This is a genomic window from Pseudonocardia hierapolitana (assembly GCF_007994075.1).
GTDB classification, from domain to species: Bacteria; Actinomycetota; Actinomycetes; order Mycobacteriales; family Pseudonocardiaceae; genus Pseudonocardia; species Pseudonocardia hierapolitana.
Map to the genome: position 1 here is coordinate 7,994,737 of NZ_VIWU01000001.1, position 24,767 is coordinate 8,019,503.

20 protein-coding genes are annotated in these 24,767 nt (G+C 74.1%); 8 read left to right on the forward strand and 12 right to left on the reverse strand.

Translation table 11 applies throughout. The features are described from left to right. Window positions 1-39: 39 nt before the first annotated feature. The gene (locus FHX44_RS37650) at window positions 40-1,884 is read left to right on the forward strand and encodes a glycoside hydrolase family 2 protein (protein ID WP_147260113.1); all 1,845 of its coding nucleotides are present in this window, start codon (window positions 40-42) and stop codon (window positions 1,882-1,884) included. 1,015 nt (window positions 1,885-2,899) lie between these two features. Here FHX44_RS37650 and FHX44_RS37655 read toward each other — a convergent pair. The 7 genes from FHX44_RS37655 to egtA all read right to left on the reverse strand — a co-directional run bounded on the left by FHX44_RS37655 (window position 2,900) and on the right by egtA (window position 9,422). Continuing rightward, window positions 2,900-3,643, reverse strand: coding sequence for a ribonuclease activity regulator RraA (locus tag FHX44_RS37655; RefSeq protein ID WP_147260114.1), 744 nt, complete (start codon window positions 3,641-3,643; stop codon window positions 2,900-2,902). 212 nt (window positions 3,644-3,855) lie between these two features. Next, window positions 3,856-4,332: a cupin domain-containing protein gene (locus tag FHX44_RS37660; RefSeq protein ID WP_147260115.1), complete on the reverse strand. Its 477-nt coding sequence runs from the start codon at window positions 4,330-4,332 to the stop codon at window positions 3,856-3,858. Window positions 4,333-4,349: 17 nt separating this feature from the next. After that, entirely contained in the window at window positions 4,350-4,913 is a 564-nt protein-coding gene (locus FHX44_RS37665) for a GNAT family N-acetyltransferase (RefSeq protein WP_147260116.1), read from the reverse strand. Window positions 4,914-5,009: 96 nt separating this feature from the next. After that, on the reverse strand, window positions 5,010-5,978 hold the full coding sequence (egtD, locus tag FHX44_RS37670; protein WP_147260117.1) for an L-histidine N(alpha)-methyltransferase: 969 nt from the start codon (window positions 5,976-5,978) through the stop codon (window positions 5,010-5,012). Beyond that, window positions 5,975-6,763 carry an ergothioneine biosynthesis protein EgtC gene (gene egtC, locus FHX44_RS37675; protein ID WP_147260118.1) on the reverse strand — a complete coding sequence of 263 codons (789 nt, stop codon included), beginning with the start codon at window positions 6,761-6,763 and terminating at the stop codon, window positions 5,975-5,977. The genes egtD and egtC overlap by 4 nt, the downstream gene beginning before the upstream one ends. After that, a complete protein-coding gene (egtB, locus tag FHX44_RS37680; RefSeq protein WP_147260119.1) occupies window positions 6,763-8,115 on the reverse strand; it encodes an ergothioneine biosynthesis protein EgtB in 1,353 nt (450 codons plus the stop codon). Before egtB ends, egtC begins: the two co-directional genes overlap by 1 nt. After that, window positions 8,112-9,422: an ergothioneine biosynthesis glutamate--cysteine ligase EgtA gene (egtA, locus tag FHX44_RS37685; RefSeq protein WP_246170807.1), complete on the reverse strand. Its 1,311-nt coding sequence runs from the start codon at window positions 9,420-9,422 to the stop codon at window positions 8,112-8,114. The genes egtB and egtA overlap by 4 nt, the downstream gene beginning before the upstream one ends. 101 nt (window positions 9,423-9,523) lie before the next feature. On the opposite strand from egtA, the gene FHX44_RS37690 reads away from it, so the two are divergent. Beyond that, complete coding sequence (locus FHX44_RS37690) at window positions 9,524-10,093, forward strand: TetR/AcrR family transcriptional regulator (protein ID WP_147260120.1); 570 nt, start codon at window positions 9,524-9,526, stop codon at window positions 10,091-10,093. Between the two features lie 52 nt (window positions 10,094-10,145). Here FHX44_RS37690 and FHX44_RS37695 read toward each other — a convergent pair whose 3' ends face one another. Beyond that, window positions 10,146-11,750, reverse strand: a complete 1,605-nt coding sequence (locus FHX44_RS37695; RefSeq protein WP_147260121.1) for a peptide chain release factor 3 — start codon at window positions 11,748-11,750, stop codon at window positions 10,146-10,148. Window positions 11,751-11,905: 155 nt separating this feature from the next. Beyond that, window positions 11,906-13,441, reverse strand: a complete 1,536-nt coding sequence (locus tag FHX44_RS37700) for an MFS transporter (RefSeq protein WP_425469171.1) — start codon at window positions 13,439-13,441, stop codon at window positions 11,906-11,908. Between the two features lie 43 nt (window positions 13,442-13,484). Here FHX44_RS37700 and FHX44_RS37705 point away from each other — a divergent pair, with 43 nt between their 5' ends. Continuing rightward, on the forward strand, window positions 13,485-14,129 hold the full coding sequence (locus tag FHX44_RS37705) for a TetR/AcrR family transcriptional regulator (RefSeq protein WP_147260123.1): 645 nt from the start codon (window positions 13,485-13,487) through the stop codon (window positions 14,127-14,129). 98 nt (window positions 14,130-14,227) lie between these two features. Then, on the forward strand, window positions 14,228-14,686 hold the full coding sequence (locus FHX44_RS37710) for a carboxymuconolactone decarboxylase family protein (protein WP_147261794.1): 459 nt from the start codon (window positions 14,228-14,230) through the stop codon (window positions 14,684-14,686). A gap of 13 nt (window positions 14,687-14,699) precedes the next feature. On the opposite strand, the gene FHX44_RS37715 is transcribed toward FHX44_RS37710, so the two are convergent. Continuing rightward, window positions 14,700-15,476, reverse strand: coding sequence for an alpha/beta hydrolase (locus FHX44_RS37715; RefSeq protein ID WP_147260124.1), 777 nt, complete (start codon window positions 15,474-15,476; stop codon window positions 14,700-14,702). A 143-nt stretch (window positions 15,477-15,619) separates the two neighbouring features. Here FHX44_RS37715 and FHX44_RS37720 point away from each other — a divergent pair, with 143 nt between their 5' ends. Both FHX44_RS37720 and FHX44_RS37725 read left to right on the forward strand, forming a co-directional pair. After that, window positions 15,620-17,053, forward strand: coding sequence for an Nramp family divalent metal transporter (locus FHX44_RS37720; RefSeq protein ID WP_147260125.1), 1,434 nt, complete (start codon window positions 15,620-15,622; stop codon window positions 17,051-17,053). Between the two features lie 185 nt (window positions 17,054-17,238). Next, entirely contained in the window at window positions 17,239-18,294 is a 1,056-nt protein-coding gene (locus FHX44_RS37725) for an acyltransferase family protein (RefSeq protein ID WP_147260126.1), read from the forward strand. Here FHX44_RS37725 and FHX44_RS37730 read toward each other — a convergent pair. After that, window positions 18,291-19,409 (reverse strand): class I SAM-dependent methyltransferase, encoded by a 1,119-nt coding sequence (locus tag FHX44_RS37730; protein ID WP_147260127.1) that lies wholly within the window; start codon window positions 19,407-19,409, stop codon window positions 18,291-18,293. The genes FHX44_RS37725 and FHX44_RS37730 overlap by 4 nt on opposite strands. Before the next feature lie 126 nt (window positions 19,410-19,535). On the opposite strand from FHX44_RS37730, the gene FHX44_RS37735 reads away from it, so the two are divergent. Then, window positions 19,536-20,093: a dTDP-4-dehydrorhamnose 3,5-epimerase family protein gene (locus tag FHX44_RS37735; protein WP_147260128.1), complete on the forward strand. Its 558-nt coding sequence runs from the start codon at window positions 19,536-19,538 to the stop codon at window positions 20,091-20,093. Between the two features lie 414 nt (window positions 20,094-20,507). Beyond that, the gene (locus FHX44_RS37740; protein WP_170309205.1) at window positions 20,508-23,882 is read left to right on the forward strand and encodes an AfsR/SARP family transcriptional regulator; all 3,375 of its coding nucleotides are present in this window, start codon (window positions 20,508-20,510) and stop codon (window positions 23,880-23,882) included. On the opposite strand, the gene FHX44_RS37745 is transcribed toward FHX44_RS37740, so the two are convergent. Beyond that, a complete protein-coding gene (locus FHX44_RS37745; RefSeq protein WP_147260130.1) occupies window positions 23,863-24,600 on the reverse strand; it encodes a class I SAM-dependent methyltransferase in 738 nt (245 codons plus the stop codon). The two genes, FHX44_RS37740 and FHX44_RS37745, sit on opposite strands and share 20 nt — an antisense overlap. Between the last annotated feature and the right edge of the window lie 167 nt (window positions 24,601-24,767).

Below are 24,767 nucleotides of genomic sequence, written 5' to 3' on the forward strand. Positions count from 1 at the left end.
CGGTCGACCTGGGATTTGTAGCGCTATAAACTCCCGACCGTGAGCGCTCCCCCCGCACCCCTCTCCGAGCTCCCCCTCGCCTCCCGCCAGGACGGCTCCCACCCCCGTCCCCAGCTGATCCGCTCCACTTGGGCGGACCTGGACGGCACGTGGTCGTTCCGGCACGACGACGCGGACACGGGCCTCGCCGCCGGCTGGTGCGCAGGCCTGCCGGCGGCGCAGGAGATCATCGTGCCGTTCCCGCCCGAGTCGGTGGCGTCGGGGATCGCCGAGCCGGGCTTCCACCGCGTGGTCTGGTACGCCCGGACGGTCAGCGCGGACGATGTCGCCACCGCCGGCAGGTCCGAGCACGCGCCCGTGGTGCTGCTGCACTTCGGCGCGGTGGACTACAGGGCCCGGGTGTGGATCGACGGGAGGTTCGTCGGGGAGCACGAGGGCGGCCACACCCCGTTCACCTTCGACGTGACCGCGCTCGTGGCGGACGGGGCCGACCACGTCCTCGTCGTGCGCGCCGAGGACGACCCGCACGACCTCACGCAGCCGCGGGGCAAGCAGGACTGGCACGAGGACGCGCACGCCATCTGGTACCGGCGCACCACCGGGATCTGGCAGACCGTGTGGCTCGAAGCGGTCCCGGCGACGAGCATCGCGCACCTGCGGTGGCTGCCCGCGGGCCCCGCCGCTGTCGACCTGAGCGTCCGGCTGCGCGGCCGCCCCGCCGCCGGCGCGCGCCTGCGGGTCGCCCTCCGGTTCGACGAGCGCGACGAGGACCTCGGCACGATCGACGTCGACGTCCCCGCGACCGCGACCTCCGTCGACGTGACGGTACCGATCGCCCGGCAGCGCAACGGGCAGGCCGAGGACGAGCTGACGTGGTCGCCGGAACGCCCGCGGCTGGTCGACGCCACGGTGTCGCTGCTCGACGCCGACGGGGGCGTCACCGACGCGGTGAGCTCCTACCTGGGCGTCCGCACCGTGGGCGTGGCCCGCGGCGCGTTCCTGCTCAACGGGCGGCCGTACGACGTCCGGTCGGTGCTGAACCAGGGGTTCTGGCCGGACAGCCACCTGGCCGCGCCGTCCCGCGGTGCGCTGCGGCGCGAGGTCGAGCTGATCAAGGACCTCGGGTTCACGGCGTGCCGCATCCACCAGAAGATCGAGGATCCGCGGTTCCTGTACTGGTCCGACCGGCTCGGGCTGCTCCTGTGGGGCGAGACCCCCGGCGCCTACGAGTTCTCCGCGACCGCGGTGCAGCGCCTCACCCGCGAGTGGATGGACGCCGTCGACCGGGACGCCTCGCACCCGTCGCTCGTCACCTGGGTGCCGTTCAACGAGTCGTGGGGCATCCAGCACGTCGCCGACGACCCCGCGCAGCAGGCGTACTCCCGGGCGCTCACCGACCTCACCCGCGCGCTCGACCCCACCCGGCCCGTCGTCTCCAACGACGGCTGGGAGCAGCAGAACTCCGACATCATCACCGTGCACGACTACGAGGGCGACGGCGCCGTGCTCGCGCGGACCTACGCCGACGAGGCGGCGCGCGACCGCCTGCTGTCCGGGATGGGACCGGCCGGCCGCCGCATCCTCGTCGACGGAGCGGAGGACCGGGGCCAGCCGGTCATGCTCACCGAGTTCGGCGGCATCGCCTTCCAACCGGGCACGCGACGCGCCGACGGCTGGGGCTACACCGCCGCGACCGACGCGGAGGACTGGATCGCCCGCATCACCGCGCTCTACGACGCCGTCCGCGCGAGCACGTTCCTCGCCGGCTCCTGCTACACCCAGCTCACCGACACCATGCAGGAGACGAACGGCCTGCTGACGGCCGGGCGGGAACCGAAGGCGCCGATCGAGCAGATCCGCAAGGCCGTGCGCGGCAGGCCCTGACCCTGCGCTGCCCGCCCGCGGGCGGCGGCCCGGGTGGCGCACTGTCGGGAACGAGCTGCGGCGCCGCGCCGCCCGGTGCTCGACGAGAAACTGGACGCAGTGATCGCTCCGGGCGGCACCCCAACGTAGGCGCGACAACAGTGCTGTGCTGCTGGCACCGATCACGCCGCTGTGATCGGTGCCAGCAGCGCAGCAGGGCGGTGACCGCAACGATGGCGTGCTTCCCGGCGCTGCTCGCCGGTCAACGATCGGTTGCCGATTCGACGGCGTCAATGATTCGTTGACGAGTTGGCCGTTCCGGTTGCGCGAGGCCCACGGCACCGGGCGGTGCCGGCCGGGGGCCGGCCACCCGCCCATCTCTTGGCGGCAGACCTGCCGGCGGTGCGGCCTCCTGGCGGTGCGGCCTCCTGGCGGTGCGGCCTCCTGGCGGTGCGGCCTCCTGGCGGTGCGGCCTCCTGGCGGCGCCGCGCATTGTGCTGGGCATGCGATGCGGGCAGGCCGAAGGGGCGCGCGGCGCCGCCAGCAGGCCGGTCTCACGCGCAGGTGATGGCGGACCTCCGTGCCGGTCACGCACCTGGTGTGCGCTCGCGCACCCCGTGTCGGCCCACGTGCCCGGTCGACGAGGTGCGTGGGCGGAGAACGGGTGCGTGAGCTGCGGAGATCATTCCGATCGGCACACGATGGGCTTGGCGGAGTCGCTGATGTGCTCCTCGGGCCGATCACCAGAGCCCTCTCCCCCGCCGATAACCACTTCACACACCCGGTGGCCACTTCACACAAGGCCGGCCTTGTGTGAAGTCCCTGCTGGGTGTGTGAAGTCGGCTGTCGCGGCGCCACCGGCGGCATGATCAGCAGTTCGGCGCGTACCCGTGTCGTTTTTGCCCGTTCTCGCGCCGCAGCCCCGATCTTGTCCGCCCATACCGCCTTCGGTGGCGCCGCGCGCCCGAAGGGCAGGCCGGTGGCCTGCCGTGGGCGGGTGACCGCCAGCCGCCGGAGCCTCCGGCCCGCTGCCCGATCAGCGCTCGGCCTGGGCCCGCCGCCACTCCTCGTACTCCGGGCGGGCGGCGTCCGACAGCGGGTAGTACCGCTGCAGGTCGCCCCCCTCGGCGAGCTTGATCCGGGAGAACTCCTCCCACTCGGCGTGCTCGCCCGCCACCTCGAGCAGCTTCGGGGCCAGCGCGATCGGCACGACCACGGCGCCGTCGTCGTCGGCGACGATGATGTCGCCCGGCACCACGACGGTGCCGCCGCAGGCGACCGGCACGTTCACCGCGGTGGGGACGATGCCGGTCTGGGTGTGGAAGTTGGGCGTGGTGCCGCGCAACCACATCCCGATCCCCAGCTGGGAAGCCGATCCGAAGTCGCGGATGCAGCCGTCGACGACGATCCCCTTGCCGCCGCGACCGGCGAAGTAGGTGAGCATCATCTCGCCGAAGATCCCGCTGGTCATGTCCCCCCGGGCGTCGACGACCACGATGTCGCCCGGCTGCGTGTGGTACAGGACGTGCCGGTGCAGCTGGCGCTCGGGCTGGCTGTACTCGTCGACCGGGTAGAGGTCCTCCCGCTTCGGCAGGCACTGCAGGGTCAACGCCGGGCCGGCCACGCTCACCCCGGGCGTCCGGCTGACCGGGCCGGCGATGTGGGCGCTGCGGATGCCGAACTGCTTGAACAGCTCGCTGCTGGCCGTCGCACTCCCGATGCGCTCCAGCCCGGCCACGAGCTCGGGGTCGGGTCGGACGATGTCGGGTGTCTCCACCATGTGGTCCTCTCACTCCTGCGCCGCGGCGCGTCCACCGCCGGTCCGGCGGTCCCCGGTCGCCGTCACGGCGGCGGACGCCTCCTGGACGATCTCGGGTCCGTCCGACCTTCGCCCGAGCCCGTCCCGCCCGTCAACGCAGCCGCGCCACGCGCATCATTCGAGTACCGAATGCCGGTATCCGCCCGCCGGGTTCCCGGCCGTCGGGGCGCCCGTCACCCGCGGGCCGGGTGGGCGGGATCGACCCACGGCACGTGCTCGGGCTCGGGCACGCCCTCGATGTCGAGGTTCACCACGATCGGCTCCTGGCCGCTGCGGGTGAGCATGCATTCGAGGGGCTCGTCGTCGAGCGCGTTGATCTCCTGGTGCGGCACGAACGGCGGCACGAAGATGAACCCGCCCGGCCCGGCCTCGGCCGTGAACTCCAGCCGCTCGCCCCACCGCATCCGCGCCCGCCCGCGCACGACGTAGATCACGCTCTCCAGCTCGCCGTGGTGGTGTGCCCCGGTGCGAGCGCCCGGGTGGATCGTGACGGTGCCCGCCCACAGCTTCTGCGCCCCGGTCCGCGCCGCGGTGATCGCGGCGGCCCGGTGCATCCCCGGCGTCTGCGGGGTGTTCGTGTCGAGGGCGTCGCCGGGGACGACCCGGACTCCCTCGGCGCGCCAGTCCTGGCCGGGCGGAGGCGTGGTCATGACTCCGAGACTAGGCGTCAACGGGCCATGTCGACGAGGTCGGCGAAGACGTCCTCCGTGGTGACCGTCCAGTCGTCGACCCCGGCGCCGAGCAGGGCGACCAGTACGACTGCGCCGTCGTCCCACCGCGTGAGGCAGATCGGGAAGACGGACCGGAACAGCGCGATCGCCGCTCTGTTCTCGTGCAGCACGCGGGCGCTCAGCCGCCGGACCCCGACGGCCCGCGCCCGCTCGGCCACGGCGGTGACGAGCAGCCGCCCCACTCCGCGGCGGTGCCAGGCGTCCACCGTGGCGACGGCGACCTCCGCGTCGCCGGAGGCGCGACGATCCCGGGACATCCGGGCGATCCCCACCGGCGTGCCGTCGTCGGCCTCCGCGACCAGCGCGATCCGGTCACGGCCGTCGACGTCCAACAAGGCGCGACGCGTGTCCGCGCTCAACGCCGGGAGCGGGACGTGGAACCGCAGGTAGCGGCTGTGCGGCGAGAGGCCCGCCATGAGCGCGTCGAGCAGGTCACCCTCGTCGCGGCGCAGGTCGCGCACGACGACCCGCCCGCCCACCGTCGCCTGGTACCGAGCCATCGTGTCCTCCTGCTGCCTGCTGCCGCGATTCAGCAGACAGTGGGACACGGGGCATCGGCAGAGCTTCAGCGCTCGTGAAATGGCCTGGTCGCGACGTCACACGGCGGTGGCCAGGGTGAGCGCCATCCGCTCGTCCCGGTCGGTCCAGCTGCCGACGACGGTGAAGCCGGCCTTCCCCAGCATCGCGCGCACCCCCTCCCGCCGGAACTTGGCCGACACCTCCGTGCACATCTCCTCCCCCGCCGCGAACTCGACGGTGAGGTCCAGCTCCGCCAGGGTGACGGTCATCGCCCGCCGCGCCACCAGCCGCATCTCGATCCACTCGTTGCCGGCGTCCCACAGCGCCCTGTGGTCGAACGCGTCGACGTCGAAGTCGGCGGAGAGCTCCCGGTTGAGCACGTGCAGCACGTTGCGGTTGAACTCCGCGGTGACCCCGGCGGCGTCGTCGTAGGCCGGCACGAGCACGGCCGGATCGGCGACGAGCCCGGTGCCGAGGAGGAACTGCTCCCCCGGCCGCAGCGCCGCCCGCAGCGCCCGCAGGAACTCCGCCCGCTCCGGGGGCAGCAGGTTGCCGATCGTGCCGCCGAGGAACGCGACCATGCGGTACCCGTCGGCGGGCAACCGGTCCAGATGGGTGGTGAAGTCACCGACCACGCCGTGCAGCTCGAGGTCGGGGTAGTCGGCCGCCAGCGCCGACATCGCCTCCTGCAGCGCGGCCTCGCTCACGTCCTGCGGCACGTAGCGGCGCAGCGACTCCGCCCGGCGGAACGCGTCGAGCAGCAGGCGGGTCTTCGCCGACGACCCCGACCCGAGCTCGACGATGGTGTCGGCACCCGACGTGATCGCGATGGCGTCGGCGGTGCGCTCCAGCAGGGCGCGCTCCGTGCGGGTGGGGAAGTACTCGGGCAGCTCGGTGATCTGCTCGAACAGGGCGCTGCCGCGCGCGTCGTAGAACCACTTGGGCGGCAGGCGTTTCGGATCTGCGGTGAGGCCCGCCCGCGCGTCGGCGCGCAGGGCGGCGTCGGCGTCGGCGCCGGTGAGGTGGACGTCGAGCAGGGCGGTCATCGCACTCCCTGGGTGGTGGGCGCTGCAGCGGGCGCCGGCGTGGCCACCAGCGGGATGCAGCGGTGGAAGCCGGGCACGGCGGTGACGAGGTGCCGGTCGGGCACCGGGCGCCAGCCCGGGTCGTCGTCGAAGGGCTCGGACGCGACCAGCGCGCTCCAGTCGTCGGTGCGAACGGAGAGCGCGTGGTACCAGGCCGTGGCCCAGATGCCGGTGCCGTCGGTGAGCAGCAGGTTCAGCCGGGACTCCGGCGCCACGGCCGCCACGTCGGTGACGACGCCCGCCAGCGCCTCACCGGGGTCGGCACCGGCCCGCAGCCGGTGGCGCACCAGCGCCCAGAGCAGTGCGGCGTCGGTGGGCGCGTCGAGGGTGAGCAGGTCGGTGACGGGGAGCGCCGCGGCGAGCGCCGCCACGGAGTGCGGCCACCCGCGGATCACGCCGTTGTGGCTGAACAGCCACCGGCCTTCCACGAACGGCGCCGCGGCGGTCTCGATGAACGGCATGCCGACCGTGGCCGACCGCGCCGCGGCGAGCACCCCGCCGGAGCGGGTGGCCGCCGCGACCGCGGCGAACGACGCGTCGGACCACATCGGGTGCGCGCTGCGGTAGCGCGCGGCCGGCCCGCCCGGCTCCGGGTACCAGCCCGCGCCGAAGCCGTCGGCGTTGATGGTGCCCCCGCCGCGCATGTCGGCGGGCGCGAAGCTCTGGCGCAGCAGCGAGTGGGCGGGCTCCAGGACGAGCGAGGCCAGCGTGACCGGCGGGCCGACGTAGGCGAGGTGTCGGCACACTAGGCGGGCCCGTCCTCGGGACGGGCGTCGCGTGCGCAGCGGAAGCCGGAGAAGATCTGCCGGCGGATCGGATGGTCCCAGTTGCGGAACGTGCCGCGGATCGCCGCGGGCGCGGTGCCGAAGGAGCCCCCGCGCAGCACCCGGTAGTCACCCCCGAAGAACACCTGCGAGTACTCCGGGTACGGGAAGACCTCGAAGCCGGGGTACGGGTGCCAGCCGGAGCTCGTCCACTCCCAGACGTCGCCGATCAGCTGCTGCACACCCAGCGGTGAGGCCCCGAGCGGGTGGGCGCCTGCCGCGGCGGGCTGCAGGTGGCGCTGGCCGAGGTTGGCGTGGGCGGGCGTCGGGTCCTCGTCGCCCCACGGGTAGCGCCGCGAGCGCCCGGTGGCCGGGTCGTACCGCGCGGCCTTCTCCCACTCCGCCTCGGTGGGCAGCCGCTTGCCGGCCCACCGCGCGTACGCCCGCGCCTCGTGGAAGCAGACGTGCACCACCGGCTCGTCGGCGGGCACCGGCTCCAGCACGCCGAACCGACGGCGGTACCACGTGCCCGAGCCGTCGCGCTGCCAGAACTGCGGTGCGACCAGCCCCGCCGACACCCGATGGGCCCAGCCCTCCTCGGTCCACCACCGCGGGTCGTCGTAGCCACCCGCCTCGACGAACGCCGTGTACTCGGCGTTGGTGACCGCGGCGGTGTCGATCACGAAGGCCGGCACGTCGACGACGTGGGCAGGGCGCTCGTTGTCGAGGGCCCACGGCTCGGTGGACGTGCCCATCGTGAACGGACCGCCCGGCACCAGCACCTCACGCGCCGCGGGCTGCCGGCCCGGCGGTGGCGGTGGCGCGTGCAGGACGGGCGCCCCGGCGCGCAGCTGGTGGGTGGCGAGCATGGTCTCGTCGTGCTGCTGCTCGTGCTGCACGATCATGCCGAACGCGAACCCGTGCTCGACGAGCCTGCGCCCGGTGAGCCGGGTGTGCTCCAGTGCGTCCAGGGCCTTCTCCCGCACCTCCGCGACGTACGTGCGGGTCTCGGCGGGTGTGAGCAGCGGCAGCTCGACGCGGCTGGCGCGGCTGTGCTGGAACGCGTCGTATAGCCCGTCGATCTCCGGGCGCAGCGGTTCGCGGCCGCCGACGTCGCGCACCAGCCACAGCTCCTCCTGGCTGCCGATGTGGGCGAGGTCCCAGACCAGCGGGGACATGAGCGGCGAGTGCTGGGCGACCAGGTCGGCCTCGTCGACGGCCTCGGTGAGGGCGGTGCTGCGCGCGCGGCTCTCGGCGAGCAGGCCGGCGACGCGGGTGCGCAGCTGCTCGGGCGTGAGTGCGGTGTCGGGAGTGGTCTCAGGGGTGGTGGTCATGGGAGCGTTTCCTCCGGGACGTCCGGGTCGTCGGCGGGACATCGCCCGCGAAGTACCTGCTGCTCGTGCATGGCGGTGACGTCGTCGACGACCCACTGCGGGGCGCCGACGGCGGGCAGCCGACCGATCGCGAGCTCGAAGACCTCCGCGGCGGCGCGGGCGAGCACGCGGTCGGACAGGCCGTGGCGGGCGCCGGAGGTCCAGCGCCCGGCCGCGGGGGCGCATGCCGCGCGCGCCCGGTCGATCGTGTCGGCGTGGGACAGCAGCGCCACCAGGACCGCGACCGGCAACGCCCAGCGCCGCCCCGGCTGGGCGTCGATGTAGCGCACCTCGAGGTGGCCGTGCGGGCGGACCGGCGGGAAGAGCGTGGTGACGTGGTAGTCGAGATCGGCCGTGGTGGGCGGCTCCGGCAGGGCTCCGCGCACCCAGTCGGCGAACGTGACCCCGCGCGGCACCACCCACGGGCCGGGTCTGCGCACCGCCAGCACCGGCGTGTCGAGCACCCGGCGAGCCCATGCCTCCGTGGGGTCGGCGCCGGTGACGTCGGCCGCGGGCGGCGGTGCGGTGCGGGCCGGGTCGGCGCTCTGCCAGCACGCCCAGCGCGAGGACTTCCAGCCGGTGCGCCTGCCGTGCAGCGTGGGCGAGTTGGCGAACGCGGCGAGCAGCACCGGGCCCAGGGCGTGCAGCACGGCCCAGCGGGCGCCGACGTCGCCGGCCTCGCCTGCGTCGAGGCACACCTGCACGGCGGCGGTGGAGCACATCGCGCTGCGACCGAACGGCCCGCGGCGGTCGAAGGACTCCTCCATCGCCTGGTAGCGCGGCAACTGCAGGATGCGCCGGGGCGGGCGGACGCCGTCGGTGGCGCGAGGACCGGGGTGGAGCCCGGCTGCGGCGAGCCGCTCGTGCAGGGTGGCCGTGTCGGCGCTGACGGTCTGCAGGAGGGTGGCGAGGTCGGGGCTCGGTGGGCTGGCCAGTTCGATCTGGCCGCCGGGTTCGACCGTGACGGTGGAACCGGAGGGAAGCGGTTCTGCGGGGGACGATTGGGACAGGCTGGACGGGGCGTGCGGGCCGAGTGCCGCGGCGAGCGCCGCGGAGTCGGGTGCCCACCGCGGCTCGGGCGGCCGGTGCACCAGCCACTCGAGCTCGACGCCGAACAGCCGCGGTGGACCGTGCTTGAAGCACACCGACCCGACGTGGGTTTCCGCGTCGGCGCAGTCGCGCAGCACCGACGGCCCCGGGTCCGGGGCATTCGCCTGTGGCCCCGAGCCCTGGTGGGGGATCGCGACCATCGCCGCCTTCTCGGACATGGACGCGACGCTACCCCCGAGCCCTGACATTTTCGGGTGACGAGAATCTGACGGCTTTGCAATCCGTACGTACGTCTGGGGATGCCGGTATCGTCGTCCGGGTGCCCAGGGTCAGCACCGACCAGCTCGCAGCGCGGCGGCAGGAGATCCTCGACGGCGCCCGCAGCTGCTTCGCCCGCCACGGATACGAGGGCGCCACCGTCCGGCGGCTGGAGCAGGCCACGGGCCTGTCCCGGGGAGCCATCTTCCACCACTTCCGCGACAAGGAAGCCCTGTTCTTCGCACTCGCCGAGCAGGACGCCGAGCGGATGGCCGACGTGGTGGCCGCGCAGGGCCTGGTCCAGGTGATGCGCGAGCTGCTCTCGTCGCCGCAGCCGCTCGACGCCGGCTGGACCGGCTCCTTCCTCGAGGTCGCCCGGCGCGGCCGCACCGACCCCGGCTTCCGCGCCCGCTGGCGCGCCCACGCCGAGGCGCTCACCGCCGCCACCGAGCAGCGGCTCGCCCGCCAGGCCGCGGCGGGCACCCTGCGCGACGACGTCCCGGTGCCCGTGCTGGCGCGCTACCTGGAACTGGTCCTCGAGGGCCTGGTGTCCCAGCTCGCGATGGGCCTGCCCGCCGACCACCTCGAGCGCGTGCTCGACGTGGTGGAGGGCTCGGTCCGCAGGCGGTGACCGGGGGCGGGGTGTCCGGCCCGCCGCATCGGGGTGAGCCGCCGCCCGACCGTCAGCGGACGATGCCCGCAGGCAGCGGCTCGAGCACCAGGTCGTCGAACTTGCGGCGGACGGTCTCCATCCGCCACTTGTTGCTGAACACCGCGAGCAGGGCGCCGTCGGCCCGGCGGGTGAGGACCTCCACCTCGCTCTGGCCGGCCAGCATCGCCGCGCCGGCCTCGTCGGTGCGGCGGGTGACCGTGTAGCCGAGGTGCTCGAGGGTGACGGGCGCGCGGAACTCCGATTCCAGCCGGGAGGTCACCACCTCGAACTGCAGCGGCCCGACCGCCGCGAGCACCGGGGCCTGCTCACCGCGCAGGTCGGAGACCAGCACCTGGATGACGCCCTCGCTGTCGAGCTGCTCGATGCCGCGGCGGAACTGCTTGAACGCGCCCGAGTCGCTGCCGCGGACCACGGCGAAGTGCTCGGGCGCGAAGCTCGGGATGGCCGGGAAGTGCACCGGGTCGGCGGTGTAGAGGGTGTCGCCCGGCCGCAGCGCGCCCGCGTTGACGAGGCCGACGATGTCGCCGGGGAACGCCTCCTCCACGGTGGTGCGCTGCTGGCCGAACACCGCCTGCGCGTACTTGGTGGCGAAGGGCCGGCCGGTGGCGGCGTGCGTGAGCACCATGCCGCGCTCGAACCGGCCCGAGCAGATCCGCACGAACGCCATCCGGTCGCGGTGGGCGCGGTCCATGCCCGCCTGCACCTTGAACACCAGGCCGGAGGTCGGGGCCTCCAGGGGGCGCGGGTTGCCGTCGGCGTCCTCGCGCGGCTCGGGGGCGGGCGCGAGGTCGACCAGCGCGTCGAGCAGGCGGGCGACGCCGACGCCGGTGAGCGCGGCGCCGAAGAGGACGGGTGTGGCGATGCCCGCGAGGAAGTCCTTCTCCTCGAACCCGGCGCCGATCTCGGCGAGCAGCGCGATCTCGTCCTGCGCCGCCGACCAGAACTCCGGCTCCGCCGCGGCGATCTCCCCCTCGGGCACCGCCTCGGCCTCGGCCCGGGTGGCCCCGCCCGCGGTGCGGGAGAACCGGGTGAACTCCCCCGTCGCGACCTCGACCAGCCCGCGCAGCTCGCCCGCGATCCCGACCGGCCAGGTGAGCGGCATCGGGCGCAGCCCGATCGTCTGCTCCACCTCGTCGAGCAGCTCGAGGGCCTCCCGGCCGGGCCGGTCCCACTTGTTGACGAACGTGAGCACCGGGATCCCGCGGGAGCGGCACACGTCGAAGAGCTTCAGCGTCTGCGGCTCGAGGCCCTTCGCGGCGTCGAGCAGCATCACCGCGGCGTCGACGGCGGCGAGCACGCGGTAGGTGTCCTCGGAGAAGTCACCGTGGCCGGGGGTGTCGAGCAGGTTGATCACGCAGTCGCGGTAGGCGAACTGCAGTACCGCGGAGGTGATGGAGATGCCGCGCTTGCGCTCCATCTCCATCCAGTCCGACGTGACGCCGCGCCGGCCGGCCTTGCCGTGGACCGCACCTGCCGTGTCGATCACCTCGGCGTACAGCGCGAGCGCCTCGGTGAGGGTGGACTTACCGGCGTCCGGGTGGCTGATCACGGCGAACGTGCGGCGCCTGCGCGCCTCGGCCGGCACCCGGGCCGGCTCCGCTAGAACCTCTGACATCAGGCCTCCAGCCTAATGTCCCTCGCCCGCGAGGCGGCTCCCGGCGTACCCGGCACCCGCGAACACCACCGGCGCACCGACCAGCGGGTTCCGGTGAACCGTCCGTGCGTGGGTTCGCCGCCGACACGGTCCGCCGGCCCGCCCGACCGCGCGCGTCACCGGGACGCGCGCAGCAGGACCGGCGCGGCGAGCGCGGCGGCCACCGCCAGCGCGGCGCCCGTCCACGCGGACAGCTGCATACCCCGCACGAACGCGGCCGTGGCGACCTGGACCAGCTCGGCACCGGCCGCCTCCGGGAGCCGGGCCGCGGCGTCGTACGCGCCGGCGACGGTGTCTGCAGCCGCCGCCGCGTCCGGGGGTGCCAGCCGGGCGGCCGCCGCGACCGGGAGGCCGTCGGCCATCGTCGCGCGGTAGACCGCCACCCCGATGCTGCCCAGCAGCGCGATGCCGAGCGCGTTGCCCAGCTCGTTGCCGGTCTCCGACACCGCGGACGCCGAGCCCGCCCGTTCCGGCGGGGCGGAGCCGATGATCAGATCGACGCTCAGCGTGGACGCCGGAGCGGCACCGATCCCGAGCACGACCATGCCGGCGGTGACGAGCGCGAGGTTCGGCTCGGCGCCGACCTGCGCGATCACCGCCAGCCCGACGGCCGCGACGACGAGCCCGCCGCTCACGACGTGCGGGGCGGGGATGCGCTGCACCAGCACCGGCGCCAGCAGCGACCCCGCGATGATCCCGGCCGTCGGCGGGATCAACCAGAGGCCGGCCTCGAGCGGGGTCATACCGAGCACGAGCTGCAGGTACTGGGCGACGAACAGGAAGATCCCGGCCAGCATCACGCCGATCGCGATGTTGATCAGAACCGAGGTGCGGAACGCCACCGAGCGGAACAGCCCGAGGTCGAGCAGCGGGTGAGCGATGCGGCGCTGCCGGCGGACGAACAGCGCCCCGACGACGGCTCCCGCGACGAGCGCCACCAGCGCGCCCGGGTCGGCGCCGTACTCGGCCGCCCGCTTCACGCCGTAGATCAGCGCGAGCATCGCGACCACCGACAGGGCGGCGCCGGGCAGGTCGAACCGGCCCGGGGCGGGGTCGCGGACCTCGGGCAGCAGCCGCGGCCCCACCACCAGCAGGACCGCCATCACCGGGAGGTTGAGCAGGAACACCGAGCCCCACCAGAAGTGCTGCAGCAGCACGCCCGCGACGAGCGGGCCGACCACCGTGCCGGCCGAGAACGTGGTGACCCACAGCCCGATCGCGAACCGGCGCTGGGCCTCGTCGGCGAACAGGCTGCGCAGCAGCGACAGCGTGGACGGCATCAGGGTGGCGCCCGCGATCCCCTGCAGGGCCCGCGCGGCGATCAGCAACTCGGCGGTCGGGGCGTACGCCGCGAGCAGGCTGGCGACGCCGAACGCGGCGGCGCCGACCAGCAGCAGCCGCCTGCGTCCGATCCGGTCGCCGAGCGTCCCCATCGTGACCAGTGACCCGGCGATGAGGAAGCCGTAGACGTCGGTGATCCACAGCAGCTGCGTGCCGCTCGGCTGCAGGGCCGCGCTGAGCGCAGGCGTCGCGAGGATCAGGACGACGAGGTCCATCGCGATGATCAGGGTGGGCAGCACGAGCGCGGCGAGCGCGGTCCATTCACGGCGGCCCGCGCGGGCGGTTTCGGTCGCGGACATCGACTCCTCCATTCCGTGCCGTACCGGAACGTAACAAAAAGCTAGGCTGGACGCCATGCCCACCGGTCGCCCCCGGGACCCCCAGATCGACGCCGCCGTGCTCGAGGCGACGCTCGCCGTGCTCGACGAGGCCGGCTACGGGCGCCTCACGATCGAGGAGGTCGCCCGCAGGGCCGAGGCGACCAAGCCCGCGATCTACCGGCGCTGGCCGACCCGCCAGCACCTCGCCCTCGCCGCGCTCGCGGCGCGCCTCGGCGACTCACCCGTGCCCGACACCGGCTGCACGCTCTGCGACCTCGGTGAGGGGATCGGCGTCTTCCTCGCGGCGTTCCGGCGGATCCGGCCCGGCGTGCTCGCCGCGCTGTTCGCCGATTGCGCCGCGGTCCCCGAGCTGCGCGACACGTTCCTCGCCACCCTGTTCGAGCCGCCGCGCGCCGCGGTCGGCGAGATGCTGGAACGCGCGGTGGTGCGCGGCGACCTGCGCGCAGACGTCGATCGCGGCCTCGTGCTGGACATGCTGTCCTCGCTCGTGCACTACCGCGTGCTCTTCGGGCACGCGCCTCTCGCCGACGACGAGGTCGAGGCCGCGGTCGAGGCGCTGCTGTCCGGGGTCGCGGTGGACTACCCCCGCCTCGTCGCGCACAGCCGGGCGCTGACCGAGGCACACGACGAGGCGCACCACCCGGCGCACCACACGTGACCGGGCTCACCCGGCACCGCCGTCACGCCCGCTCCCCCGCCGCCGTCCCTCGTGCGTGCGGCGCATCCCGCGCCGCAGAGGGAGGACGACACGTGACCATGCGCCTGAGCGTCCGCGACGCCGAGCCCGCCGCACTCAAGGCCATGTACGGCCTGGAGGCGTACCTCGCGAGCTGCCCGGTGCCGAAGCGGACCCTGTACCTGATCAAGCTGCGGGCCAGCCAGGTGAACGGCTGTGCCTTCTGCACCGACATGCACGCGCACGAGCTCAAGGAGATGGGCGAGACCGACGAGCGGCTGTTCTCGGTGGTGACCTGGCGCGATGCGCCCTGGTTCACCCCGGCCGAGCGGGCGGCGCTCGCCCTCGCCGAGGAGGCGACGCGGATGGAGCCCGGCGGGGTCTCCGACGAGACGTGGGCCGAGGCCGAGCGGCACTACGACCCGCCGTCGCTCGCGGCCCTCGTCACGGCGATCGCCACGATCACCGCGTGGAACGTGCTGAACGTGACGGTGCGGACCACGCCCGGCCTGCTGCGCAAGGGCGAGGTCCCGGCCTGATCGCCGGCGCGGGTCACGGCCGCGCGCGCAGCGGCAGCCAGGCCAGCACGTCCTGGATCCGGGCGTCCCAGTAGGCCCAGTCGTGGGCACCCGGGGAGAACTCCGCGTGCAGCGGTACCGCGGCGGCGGCGCAGGCGTCCCGGAACGCCTCGTTCTCGCCGAGCAGGACGTCCTCGGTGCCGCAGCAGAGGTACAGCGCCGGCAGCGCGGCCGACTCCACCCCGCGCAGCAGCGCGTGCAGGTCGTGCCGGCTGCCGGCGACCTCCTCGTCGCCGAACACCCGCTCGAACAGGCGCGGGTCCTCCGGCCGCGGCCGGCGGCGGGCTGCGACGTCGAGCGCGCCCGACAGGCTCGCCGCCGCCGCGAACCGCTCCGGCTGCCGCAGCGCCCAGCGGAACGCGCCGTACCCGCCCATCGACAGACCGGCGACGAACGTGTCCTCACGCTGGGCCGACACCCGGAAGAACTCCCCCACCAACGCGGGCAGCTCCTCGGACAGGAACGTCCAGTAGCGGCCGCCGTACACCTGGTCGGCGTAGAAGCTCCGGTGCACCTGCGGCATCACCACCGTGAGGCCGAGCGGCGCCGCGTAGCGCTCGATCGAGGTGCGCCGCAGCCAGATCGTGTCGTCGTCGGACAGGCCGTGCAGCAGGTAGAGCACCGGTGGGGGCCCGTCACCACCCGCGCCGGGCATACCGATCTGGGTGGTGGTCCGCTGCGGCAGCAGCACGGTCATCGACGTCGACAGGCCCAGGACGTCGGAGAAGAAGTCGCATCGCAGGTGTGCCACAGCCGGAGATCCTCGCGCGACCTCGCCGGCCAGCGCTTGACAGCGTTTACCACTACTGCTGCGATCATCCGATCCTCACCCTTTCGGGTGAGGTGAGCGGTACAGGCGGTGGCCTATGCCACCCCGACGCGCAAGGAGGCGCGGTGGCCGACCAGAGCCGGACGACACTCCCGAGCAAGTACCTGCCGGCGGTCGAGTTCAGGGACCTCCCCGAACCGGTGCCGCTGCGGAAGGTCGCCGGGGCGAGCGTGATCATCCTGGCCACCGCGATCGGGTCCGGGGAGATCGTCCTCTGGCCCTACATCACCACGCAGGTGGGCTTCACCTTCATCTGGGCCGCCGTCGTCGGATTCGCGATCCAGTTCTTCCTCAACATGGAGATCGAGCGCTACACGCTCGCCACCGGGGAGTCCGCGATCACCGGGTTCGCCCGGTTCTGGAAGCCGTGGTGGTGGCTGTTCATCATCTTCGCGCTCTGCCAGAACTTCTGGCCCGGCTGGGCGACCGGCGCGTCCACGGCCCTGACGTTCGTGCTCGGGATGGGCGAGGACGCGCCGATCGTTCCGATCACCATCGCGGCGCTCCTGGCCATCGGTCTCACGCTCACCCTCTCCCCCGTCGTCTACCAGACCGTCGAGAAGATCCAGTTCGTCCTGGTCGCGCTGATCATGATCTTCGTCGTCCTCGCGATCCCCGTGGCCACGACGGGTGAGGCGTGGGGCGCGCTCTTCACCGACGGCGTCGGCTTCCCGGTCGGGCACGCGAACCTGGACATCGCGCTGCTCCTCGGTGCGCTGGCGTTCGCCGGCGCGGGCGGCGCGAACAACCTGGTGCAGAGCAACTACATCCGGGACAAGGGCATGGGGATGGGCAAGCACATGCCCAAGATCGTCTCCCCCATCACAGGGCACGAGGAGGCGAAGCCCTCACTCGGGTACATGTTCCCGACCGATGCCGAGAACATGCGGCGCTGGCAGGGCTGGTGGCGGGTCGCCAACTGGGAGCAGTTCATCACCTTCTTCCTCGTCGGGGTCCTGTCGCTCGTCATCATGGCGGTTCTGGCGTACTCGACGCTGCCGGTCGGCCAGGTGGAGGAGCAGAACCTCGACTTCCTGTTCCTGGAGGGTCAGACCCTGCAGGAAACCGTGGCGCCGTGGTTCGGCACCGCCTTCTGGTTCACCGCCGTCATCACCCTGTTCTCGACCAACCTCGGGATCCTCGACTACACCAGCCGCCTGATCGCCGACCAGCTCAAGATCAACGCCCTGAAGGACAGCCTGTTCTGGACCGAGAGCAGGATCTACGTCACCACCGTCTGGATCATGATCGTCGTGGGTTCGGTGATCCTGCTCTCGGGTGTCAGCCAGCCCTTCCTGTTGCTCGTGATCTCGTCCTCCATCGCGGGCGTGCAGATGTTCATCTACTCCGGTCTGCTGATCCAGCTCAACCGGAAGGCATTGCCGAAGGAACTGCAGATCGGAGGGATACGGCTGGCGGTGCTGGCCGTGTCGTTCCTCTTCTTCGGCTTCCTGTCGGTGCTGCTCGTCCTCGACAGCCTCGGCGTCGGCATCGGCTGATCCGTTGCTCAAACGGCTGTGGCTGCGCATCTTGGTGGCGCTGGTGATCTGGATGGTGCTGCTGGCCCTCATGTGGGCCGTCGGCATCATCGGTTGATCTCGTGAGGGGTTGATCTCTCAGCGTCGGTTCAGCGATCCGGTCGCAGTGTGGGTGTCGCCCACCCGCACTGCGACCGGAAGGACCCATGCCGACCCTGCAGGATCGCTTCGACCCGCAGCGCAACGGCTTCGACCTGCTGCGGCTGCTCTTCGCGGCGCTCGTGGCGGTCGACCACGGCATCTCCGCGCACTCGGCAGGCCACGCGAGGATCGGGGACTTCGCCCTCGACGGGTTCTTCATCCTCAGCGGGTTCCTCGTCACCCGCAGCTGGTTCCGGCTGGAGTCGTTCCCGCGCTTCGCCTGGCACCGCTTCCTGCGGATCATGCCCGGGTTCTGGGTGTGCCTCGTCGTGGTCGCCTTCGTGGCAGCACCGGTCGCGGCGCTCCTGCAGGGTATGTCGCCGCTGCAGCCGTTCACCGGAACACCGTCGGCCTGGGACTACGTGTTCCAGAACGCCGGCCTGCTGATCGTCCACTTCGACATCGCCGGCATCCTCGCCGACCTGCCGAAGGAGGACAGCTTCAACGGGGCGCTGTGGACGCTGGCGTTCGAGGCGTTCTGCTACGCGATCGTCGGTGTGCTCGGCGCGCTCGGGCTGCTGCGCCGCCGCCCGGTGCTCGTCCCGGCGGCCGCCGGTGTGCTCCTCGCGCTCACCGCGATGCAGGAGGCCGGGCTGCCGGTGCTGCTCAACGACCGGGTGATCCGCCTCGTGCTGATGTTCCTGCTGGGCGCCACCGCGTACCTGTACGCCGACCGCATCCGGATGCGCGGCGACGTCGCGGCCGCGGCCGCCGGGCTGTTCCTGGTGAGCCTGGCGCTGTTCGACGACTACCGGGTGCTCGGCGCGGTGCCGCTCACCTACCTGTGCCTGTGGGCCGGCACGCGCTTGGTGTGGCGGATGCGCGCGGACCTGTCCTACGGCGTGTACATCTACCACTGGCCGCTGCAGCAGATCCTGGTGCTGACCGCGCTGGGCGCGGCACCGGTGGCCGTGTTCGTGCCCGTCTCGATCGCGCTCGCGCTGCTGCCCGCCGCCGCGTCCTGGTACCTCGTGGAGCGGCCGGCCCTGCGCCACAAGGACAGCCCACTGCCGGACCGGCTCGCCGAACGTCTCCTGTCGACGACGGCGCCCGCCCGTTAGCGGCCCGCGCCCGCGTCCACCCAGGTGGCCCCGCGGCGCTCGATCTCCGGTAGCGCAGCCTTCGCCTCGGCCACCAGCTCGGAGACGAACACGAGCACGACGTCGGGCTCGGCGGCGACCAGATCGCCGGGGGTGATGATGGGGATGTCGGTGCCGGGCATGCGGCGGTCCTGCTTGCCCGGCGAGGCGTCCGCCACCCCGCGCAGCAGCGTGGCGTCCAGGTCGGCGAGGCGTAGCAGCGACACCGCGCGCGAGGCCGCCGCGTACCCGTACACCCGGCGGCCCGCGGCCCGCTGCGCGACGAGCATCTCCCGCAGCGACCCGGCCGTGCGGCGCACCGAGTGCTGCAGGGCGCCGACCGAGGCCGGCCGCAGCATGCCCGCCGCGAGCTCCGGCGCCACGACCGCGTCCACCGCGGCGGCGTCCACAGCGGGCGACTCGGAGGTACGGCCCGCCACCAGCGCGACCGTGCCGCCGTAGAGGGGGAACCGGCGGGCGGTGGTGACGGTGAACCCGGCCCGCCCGAGCATCCCGATCATGGCGGGCGTGGAGTAGTAGGCGTAGTGGCCCAGCCGCAGCGCGTTCCACTGCGAGCCGGCGACGATGGCGTGCAGCGAGTGGAACTGCACGACGAGGCGCCCGCCCGGCCGCACGGCCGCCGTGCGCTCCCGCAGGGCGGTGTCCTGGTCGCGCTCGTGCATCACCCCGAAGCAGCCGTCGATCACCAGGTCGGCGCCGCCCTCGCGGGTGACCGCGGAGAAGCCGTGCCCGGCGAGCAGGTCCAGCCACGTGCCGCCGTGCGGGCTGGGAAACTCGGCGGCGGTGCCCCCGGTCGGGAGGGCGCCGGCCGCGACGAGCTCGCGCACCGCGTCGGCCCGCTGCGCGGTGAGCGCCGCAGGCTCGGCGCCCACGACCTCCTCCGGCACGTCGGCGTCGTCGGCCAGCTGGGCGAGCCCGCAGCCCGCGCACAGCCACATCCGCAGCGGGAACAGCTCGTCGGGGCCGGGATCGTCGATCTTGGGGAAGAGCTCGGACGACGGCTGCTCACCGAGGTCGAGGACGATGTCTCCGTCGGTGCGGTGGCAGGAACGGCAGGCAGGGCTGGCGATCACCATCGGTCTCCCGGATCGGTCCGGCGCTCGACCGGCGCTCGAACGGCACGGCGGTAGGGTCGGCCCGAAGGCCCGGGACGTCACCCAGGTACACCGAACCGAGACACGATCACCGCCGGTGGAGGCACCATGCACGTCCGTGAGACCGGGATCGCCGGCCTCCTGGTGTTCGAGCCGTCGCCGCACCGCGACGAACGCGGCTGGTTCAGCCGCACCTTCGACGCCGACGTGGCGCGAGGCGCTGGCGTGGACCCGCACGCGTTCCTGCAGGACTCCCAGTCGCGCACGGTACGCGCCGGGCTGCGCGGACTCCACGGCCGGGTCGGGCGCGGCGAGGCGAAACTGGTGCGCTGCGCCCGCGGGGCCATCTTCGACGTGGTGGTGGACGCGCGGCACGGCTCGCCGACCCTCGGACGGGTCGAGACGTTCCGGCTCGACGACGAGAACATGACGAGCATCTACATCCCGCGCGGGTGCCTGCACGGCTTCCAGGCGCTCACCGAGGCCGACACCTGCTACCGCATCGACGCCCCGCACGACCCCGCCGAGGACGTCACCGTCCGCTACGACGACCCGGACCTCGGCATCGACTGGCCGCTCCCGGTCTCGGTGATGAGCGAGAAGGACAAGGCCGGGCGGCCGTGGGCCGAGCTCACCCGGCTGCTGGAGACCGCGGCCGGCCGCTGACGCGAGCGGTGCGAGCGCAGTCCGTCGAGGCGGGCGGGCTCAACGCGGGTCCACGGCGAGAGCGACACCGGCCCTCCCCCTCCGGGCGCGGCGAGTGCCTCGAGGTGCTCCACCTCGTCCTGCATCGCGACGCTCATGCGGCGCAACAGGTGGCGGGCACCGTCCGCGTCCCACGCGTAGCCCCGATGTGCCGATCCTCATGACGACCTCCCCGGTCGGGTTCCTGGCCGGGACCGACCACGTGCGCGCCACGTGCTCGGCAGGAGTTCGCAGATGTGAAAGGTGCTGGTCACGGGCGGGCCGCCGGGCCAGACTGGACGGGCGAGGACCCTCGCTCCCGTACCCCGGCCGACGGCCCGCCCCGACCATCGGGCGTCGCGTCGGGCGAGTCGTCCCGGTCAGGCGGTGAGCTGCGTGACGGTGGAGTTCCGGCTGCTCGGCGACGTCGGGGTGCGCCTCGACGGGCGCGACCTCGACGCCGGGCACGCCCGACAGCGGTCCGTCCTCGCGGCCCTGCTGGTCGACGTCGGCCGCCCGGTGCAGGCCGATCAGCTCGTCGACCGGGTGTGGGCGGACCGGCCCCCGTACCGGGCCCGCAATGCGCTGTCGGCCTATCTCTCGCGGCTGCGCCGGGTGCTTGCGGACGCCGACGGCGTGCGCATCTCCCGGGAGCCCGGCGGCTACGTGCTGGCCGCCGACCCGCTGGCGGTGGACCTGCACCGCTTCCGCCACCTGGCCGGCCGGGCCCGGGGCGCAGGCGATGCGGCAGCTGCGGCCGCTCTGTTCGACGAGGCGCTGGGCCTGTGGAGCGGCGAGCCGCTCGCAGGCCTCGACACCCCGTGGGCGCAGGGCGTCCGGGCCGCGGCCGAGGCCGAGCAGCTCGCCGTGGTGCTGGACCGCAACGACGCGGCGCTGGCCGCAGGCCGGCACGCGGAGCTGCTCGCCGGGCTCGCCGCGGCGCTGCGTGCCCATCCGCTCGACGAGCGCCTCGCCGGGCAGCTGATGCTCGCCCAGCACCGCAGCGGGCGGCAGGCCGACGCGCTGGAGACCCACCGGCAGGTGCGGGAGCGGCTCGTCGACGAGCTGGGCGCCGACCCCGGGCCCGCGCTGCGCGCGGTGCACCAGCAGATCCTCGGCGGCGACCCCGGATCGGTCGCCCCGCTCCCACCCGCCCCGCCGCCCGCACCCGCCTCCCGCGGCCCCGCCCTGCCCGCGCCGCTGACGACGTTCGTCGGCCGGGCGGCCGAGCGCGCGGCGCTCGCGGCCCTGCTCGGGGAGCACCGGATGGTGACCGCCGTCGGGCCGGGCGGGGTCGGCAAGACCCGCCTCGCGCTCGCCGTCGCCGCCGACGTCGCCGACCGGTTCGCCGACGGCGTCCGGTTCATCGACCTGGTGCCGGTGACCGACCCCGCGATGGTCGCTCCGGCCGTGGCCGCGGGGCTCGGGCTGGGCGAGCAGCAGGCCCGCTCGCCCGGGGAGACCGTCCTCGGCCGGCTCGCCGACCGGCAGTGCCTGCTCGTGCTCGACAACTGCGAGCACGTCGTGGACGGGGTGGTCGAGCTGGTGGAAGGCCTGCTCGCCGGAGCCCCCGGGCTGGTGGTGCTGGCGACCAGCCGGGCCCGGCTGCAGGTGCCCTACGAATGGGTGTTCCCGGTGCCGGGGCTCTCGGTCACGGCCGACGGCGACGCCGTGGCGCTGTTCCGCGCCCGCGCCACGGCCGCCGGGAGCCCGCCGGACCCGGCCGACCTCGCCCGCGTCGCGGCGGTCTGCGATGCCCTCGACGGAACCGCGCTGGCCATCGAGCTGGCCGCCGCGCGGCTGCCCGCGGTGGGGCTGGACGGCGTGGAGGCAGGTCTCGCCGACCGGCTGCAGCTGCTCGCCGGCAGGGCCCGCGCCGACGATCGGCACCGCTCGCTGCGCTCCGCGCTGGACTGGAGCTACGCGCTGCTCAGCGGGTTCGACCAGGCGCTGCTGCGCCGCACGTCGGTGTTCGCCTCTCCGTTCACCGTGGAGGCCGCACGCGCTGTGGCCGGGGACCGGCCGCTCCCGGCCGTGGAGGACGTGCGGGGCGGGCTGGCGCGGCTGGTGGACCAGAACCTGCTCTCCACGGCCGCCGACCCCGGCGGCACCCGGTACCGGATGCTGGAGACGATCCGCCAGTACGGCACCGGGATGCTCGTCGAGGCGAGGGAGCGCGACGCGACCGCCACGCGGCACCTGGCCTGGTGCCAGGAGGCGGGGGAGGCGCTCGCCGCGACCGCGGGGACGGACCCCGTGGCATGGGGGGCCGCGTTCGATCGCCTCGCCGACGACATGCGCAGCGCCCTGACCTGGGCTGCGACCCGCAGCGGCCACCTCGGGGAGGCCCACCGGCTCGCGGTCGTGCTCGCGGACCTCACGTTCGCCCGCGGGATGCCCGGCGAGGCGCAGCGGCGGTACGAGCAGGCGGCGGCCTGGGCAGGCGACGACGCCGCGGCCGCGGCGGCCCTGCGCAGCGCCGCGGGCGCCGCGCTGAGCCGGCACGGGGGCGACGACGCGCTGGCGCTGTTCCGCAGCGCCGCCGACGCCGCGCTGCGGGCAGCGGATCCGGCGGGTGCGGCGCGTGACCTCGCGCAGGCGGCCGACGTCCTCAACCGGTTCCCCGGCTTGCTCAGGACCGTCCCCCCGGACGGGGCCGCCGAGGCGCTGCTCACCGAGGCGCGGCCGCTGGCCCGAGGAAACCCGGCTGCGGAGGCCCAGGTGCTCGCAGCCGAGGCGGCGGTGATCCCCGACCTCGACCCGCGCAGCCGCGCCCTCGCCCTGCGGGCGATCGAGCTCGCCCGCCTCGTCGAGGACCCGGTCGTCGAGAGCGCCGCGCTGGACCAGCTCGCCACGATCCAGCTGGCCGGCGGCGACATCCGCGGCGCGACGGAGAGCGTGCTGCGGCGCACCCAGGTGCTCGCTCCGCTGCCGGTGCGCGCCGAGATCGGGGTGGAGCTGGCCGACGCCTACCACTTCGCCACCGAGGCAGTACTCGCCGCGGGCGATCTGGCCGCCGCCCGCAGGCTCGCCGCGGCCGCGCGCGACCTGCCCTTCCACCGCGAGGAGGGCCACCTCGCCACCAGCAGGCTCATCGTGGTGACCGCGCTGGCCGGCGACTGGGACGAGACGGTGGCACTGGCCGAGCGGTTCCGCGACGGGTGGGAACGGGCGGGCCGCCCCGCCGGCGGCAGCCACGGCGTCAGCGCCGCCGCAGCGGCGGCCGTCCACGGCATGCGCGGCGACGACACGACCCGGGCCGCATGGCTGGACCTGGTGAGGGTGCTGGAGATCCCGAAGCCCGGGTGGCGGCTGGCCGAGCAGAACTTCGGCGCCTTCTTCGACGCCTGGCTGCTGCTGCACCGCGGCCGCCCGGCGGAGGCGGCCGCTCTGCTGCGGATCCCACCCGAGGAGTTCCGGACCTGGTTCACGGTCCGCTGGCGCCCCTGGTACGCGGCGCTGCGGGCGGAGGCCGCCGTCCTGTCCGGGCAGGCAGGCGCCGCCGCGGTCGTGGCGACAGCCCGGGCGGCCGCCGCCGACAACCCTGTCGCCGCGGCCGTCGTCGACCGGGCGGCCGCCCTCGCCGCCGGCGACCGCCCCGGGTTGCTCGCTGCCGCGGCCGCGCTGGAGCCCACCGGGTGCCGCTACCAGTGGGCGCGCACCCTCGTACTCGCGGGCGGCCCCGAGCGGGACGCGGGCCGCGCCGTCCTGGCGGCGATGGGCGCGACCCCGATGGCGGAGGCCGCGGCCGTCACGCCCGCGTCGCGGTGACCAGCAGGTACTGCGCCTCCCAGCGGGCGGGCCTGCCCACCGGGGCGGCGTTCCAGCTCTCCAGGAACTCCAGGAACTCGGAGTCGAGCGCCGCGAGGCGCTCGGGGTCGGCGGCGTTCGCCGCATACACCGCGATCGTCGGGCCGTAGGTCCGCTTCCAGTACTCGCGGAACTCGAGCGGGGTGGCGCACCGGTCGAACACGGTGATCCGGCGCCGCACGGCGAGCGTCGTGACGCCGTCGCCGAACAGCTCGCGCACGTGCTCCTCGCTGTCCCACAGCGACGGCGGCTGCGCGCCGGGCGGGGGTGGGGCGAAGCGGGCCATGATCGCGAAGAGGCCGCCGATGAACCCCTCGCGCGTCCAGCTCACCATCGCGATCGTCCCGCCCGGCCGGCAGACGCGCAGCAGCTCGTCGGCGGTCGCGCGGTGGTGCGGAGCGAACATCACGCCCACGCACGAGATCACGGCGTCGAAGCCACCGGTTGGGAACGGCAGCGCCTCGGCGCCCGCCTCGACCCACTCCACCACGGCGTTCCCGGCGCCCGCCGCGATGTCGAGGACGCGCTGCCCGGCGCGGATCCCGCCGGCCTCGACGAGCTCCTGGCCGAGGTCCGGGATCAGCTCGGCCACGACGGCCCGGTGGTCCCCCGAGGCCCACATCGCGCGCTGCTCCGCCGTGAGCTGCTGGTGGACGGACGCGCCGGCGTCGGGGGTCATGTCGTCTCCGCGGACTCGGGCAACGGGTGCGGTCCCGAGCGTGCGGCCGTCGGAATGCGCCGGTGCTCGGCGCGCGTGAAATCCGCTGCTCAGCGGACTCCCGGCGGCCCGCCGCACTCGTCGCCCGCGGCGTCCGACGCAACCGCGCACCTCGCGGCCGGGTCGGG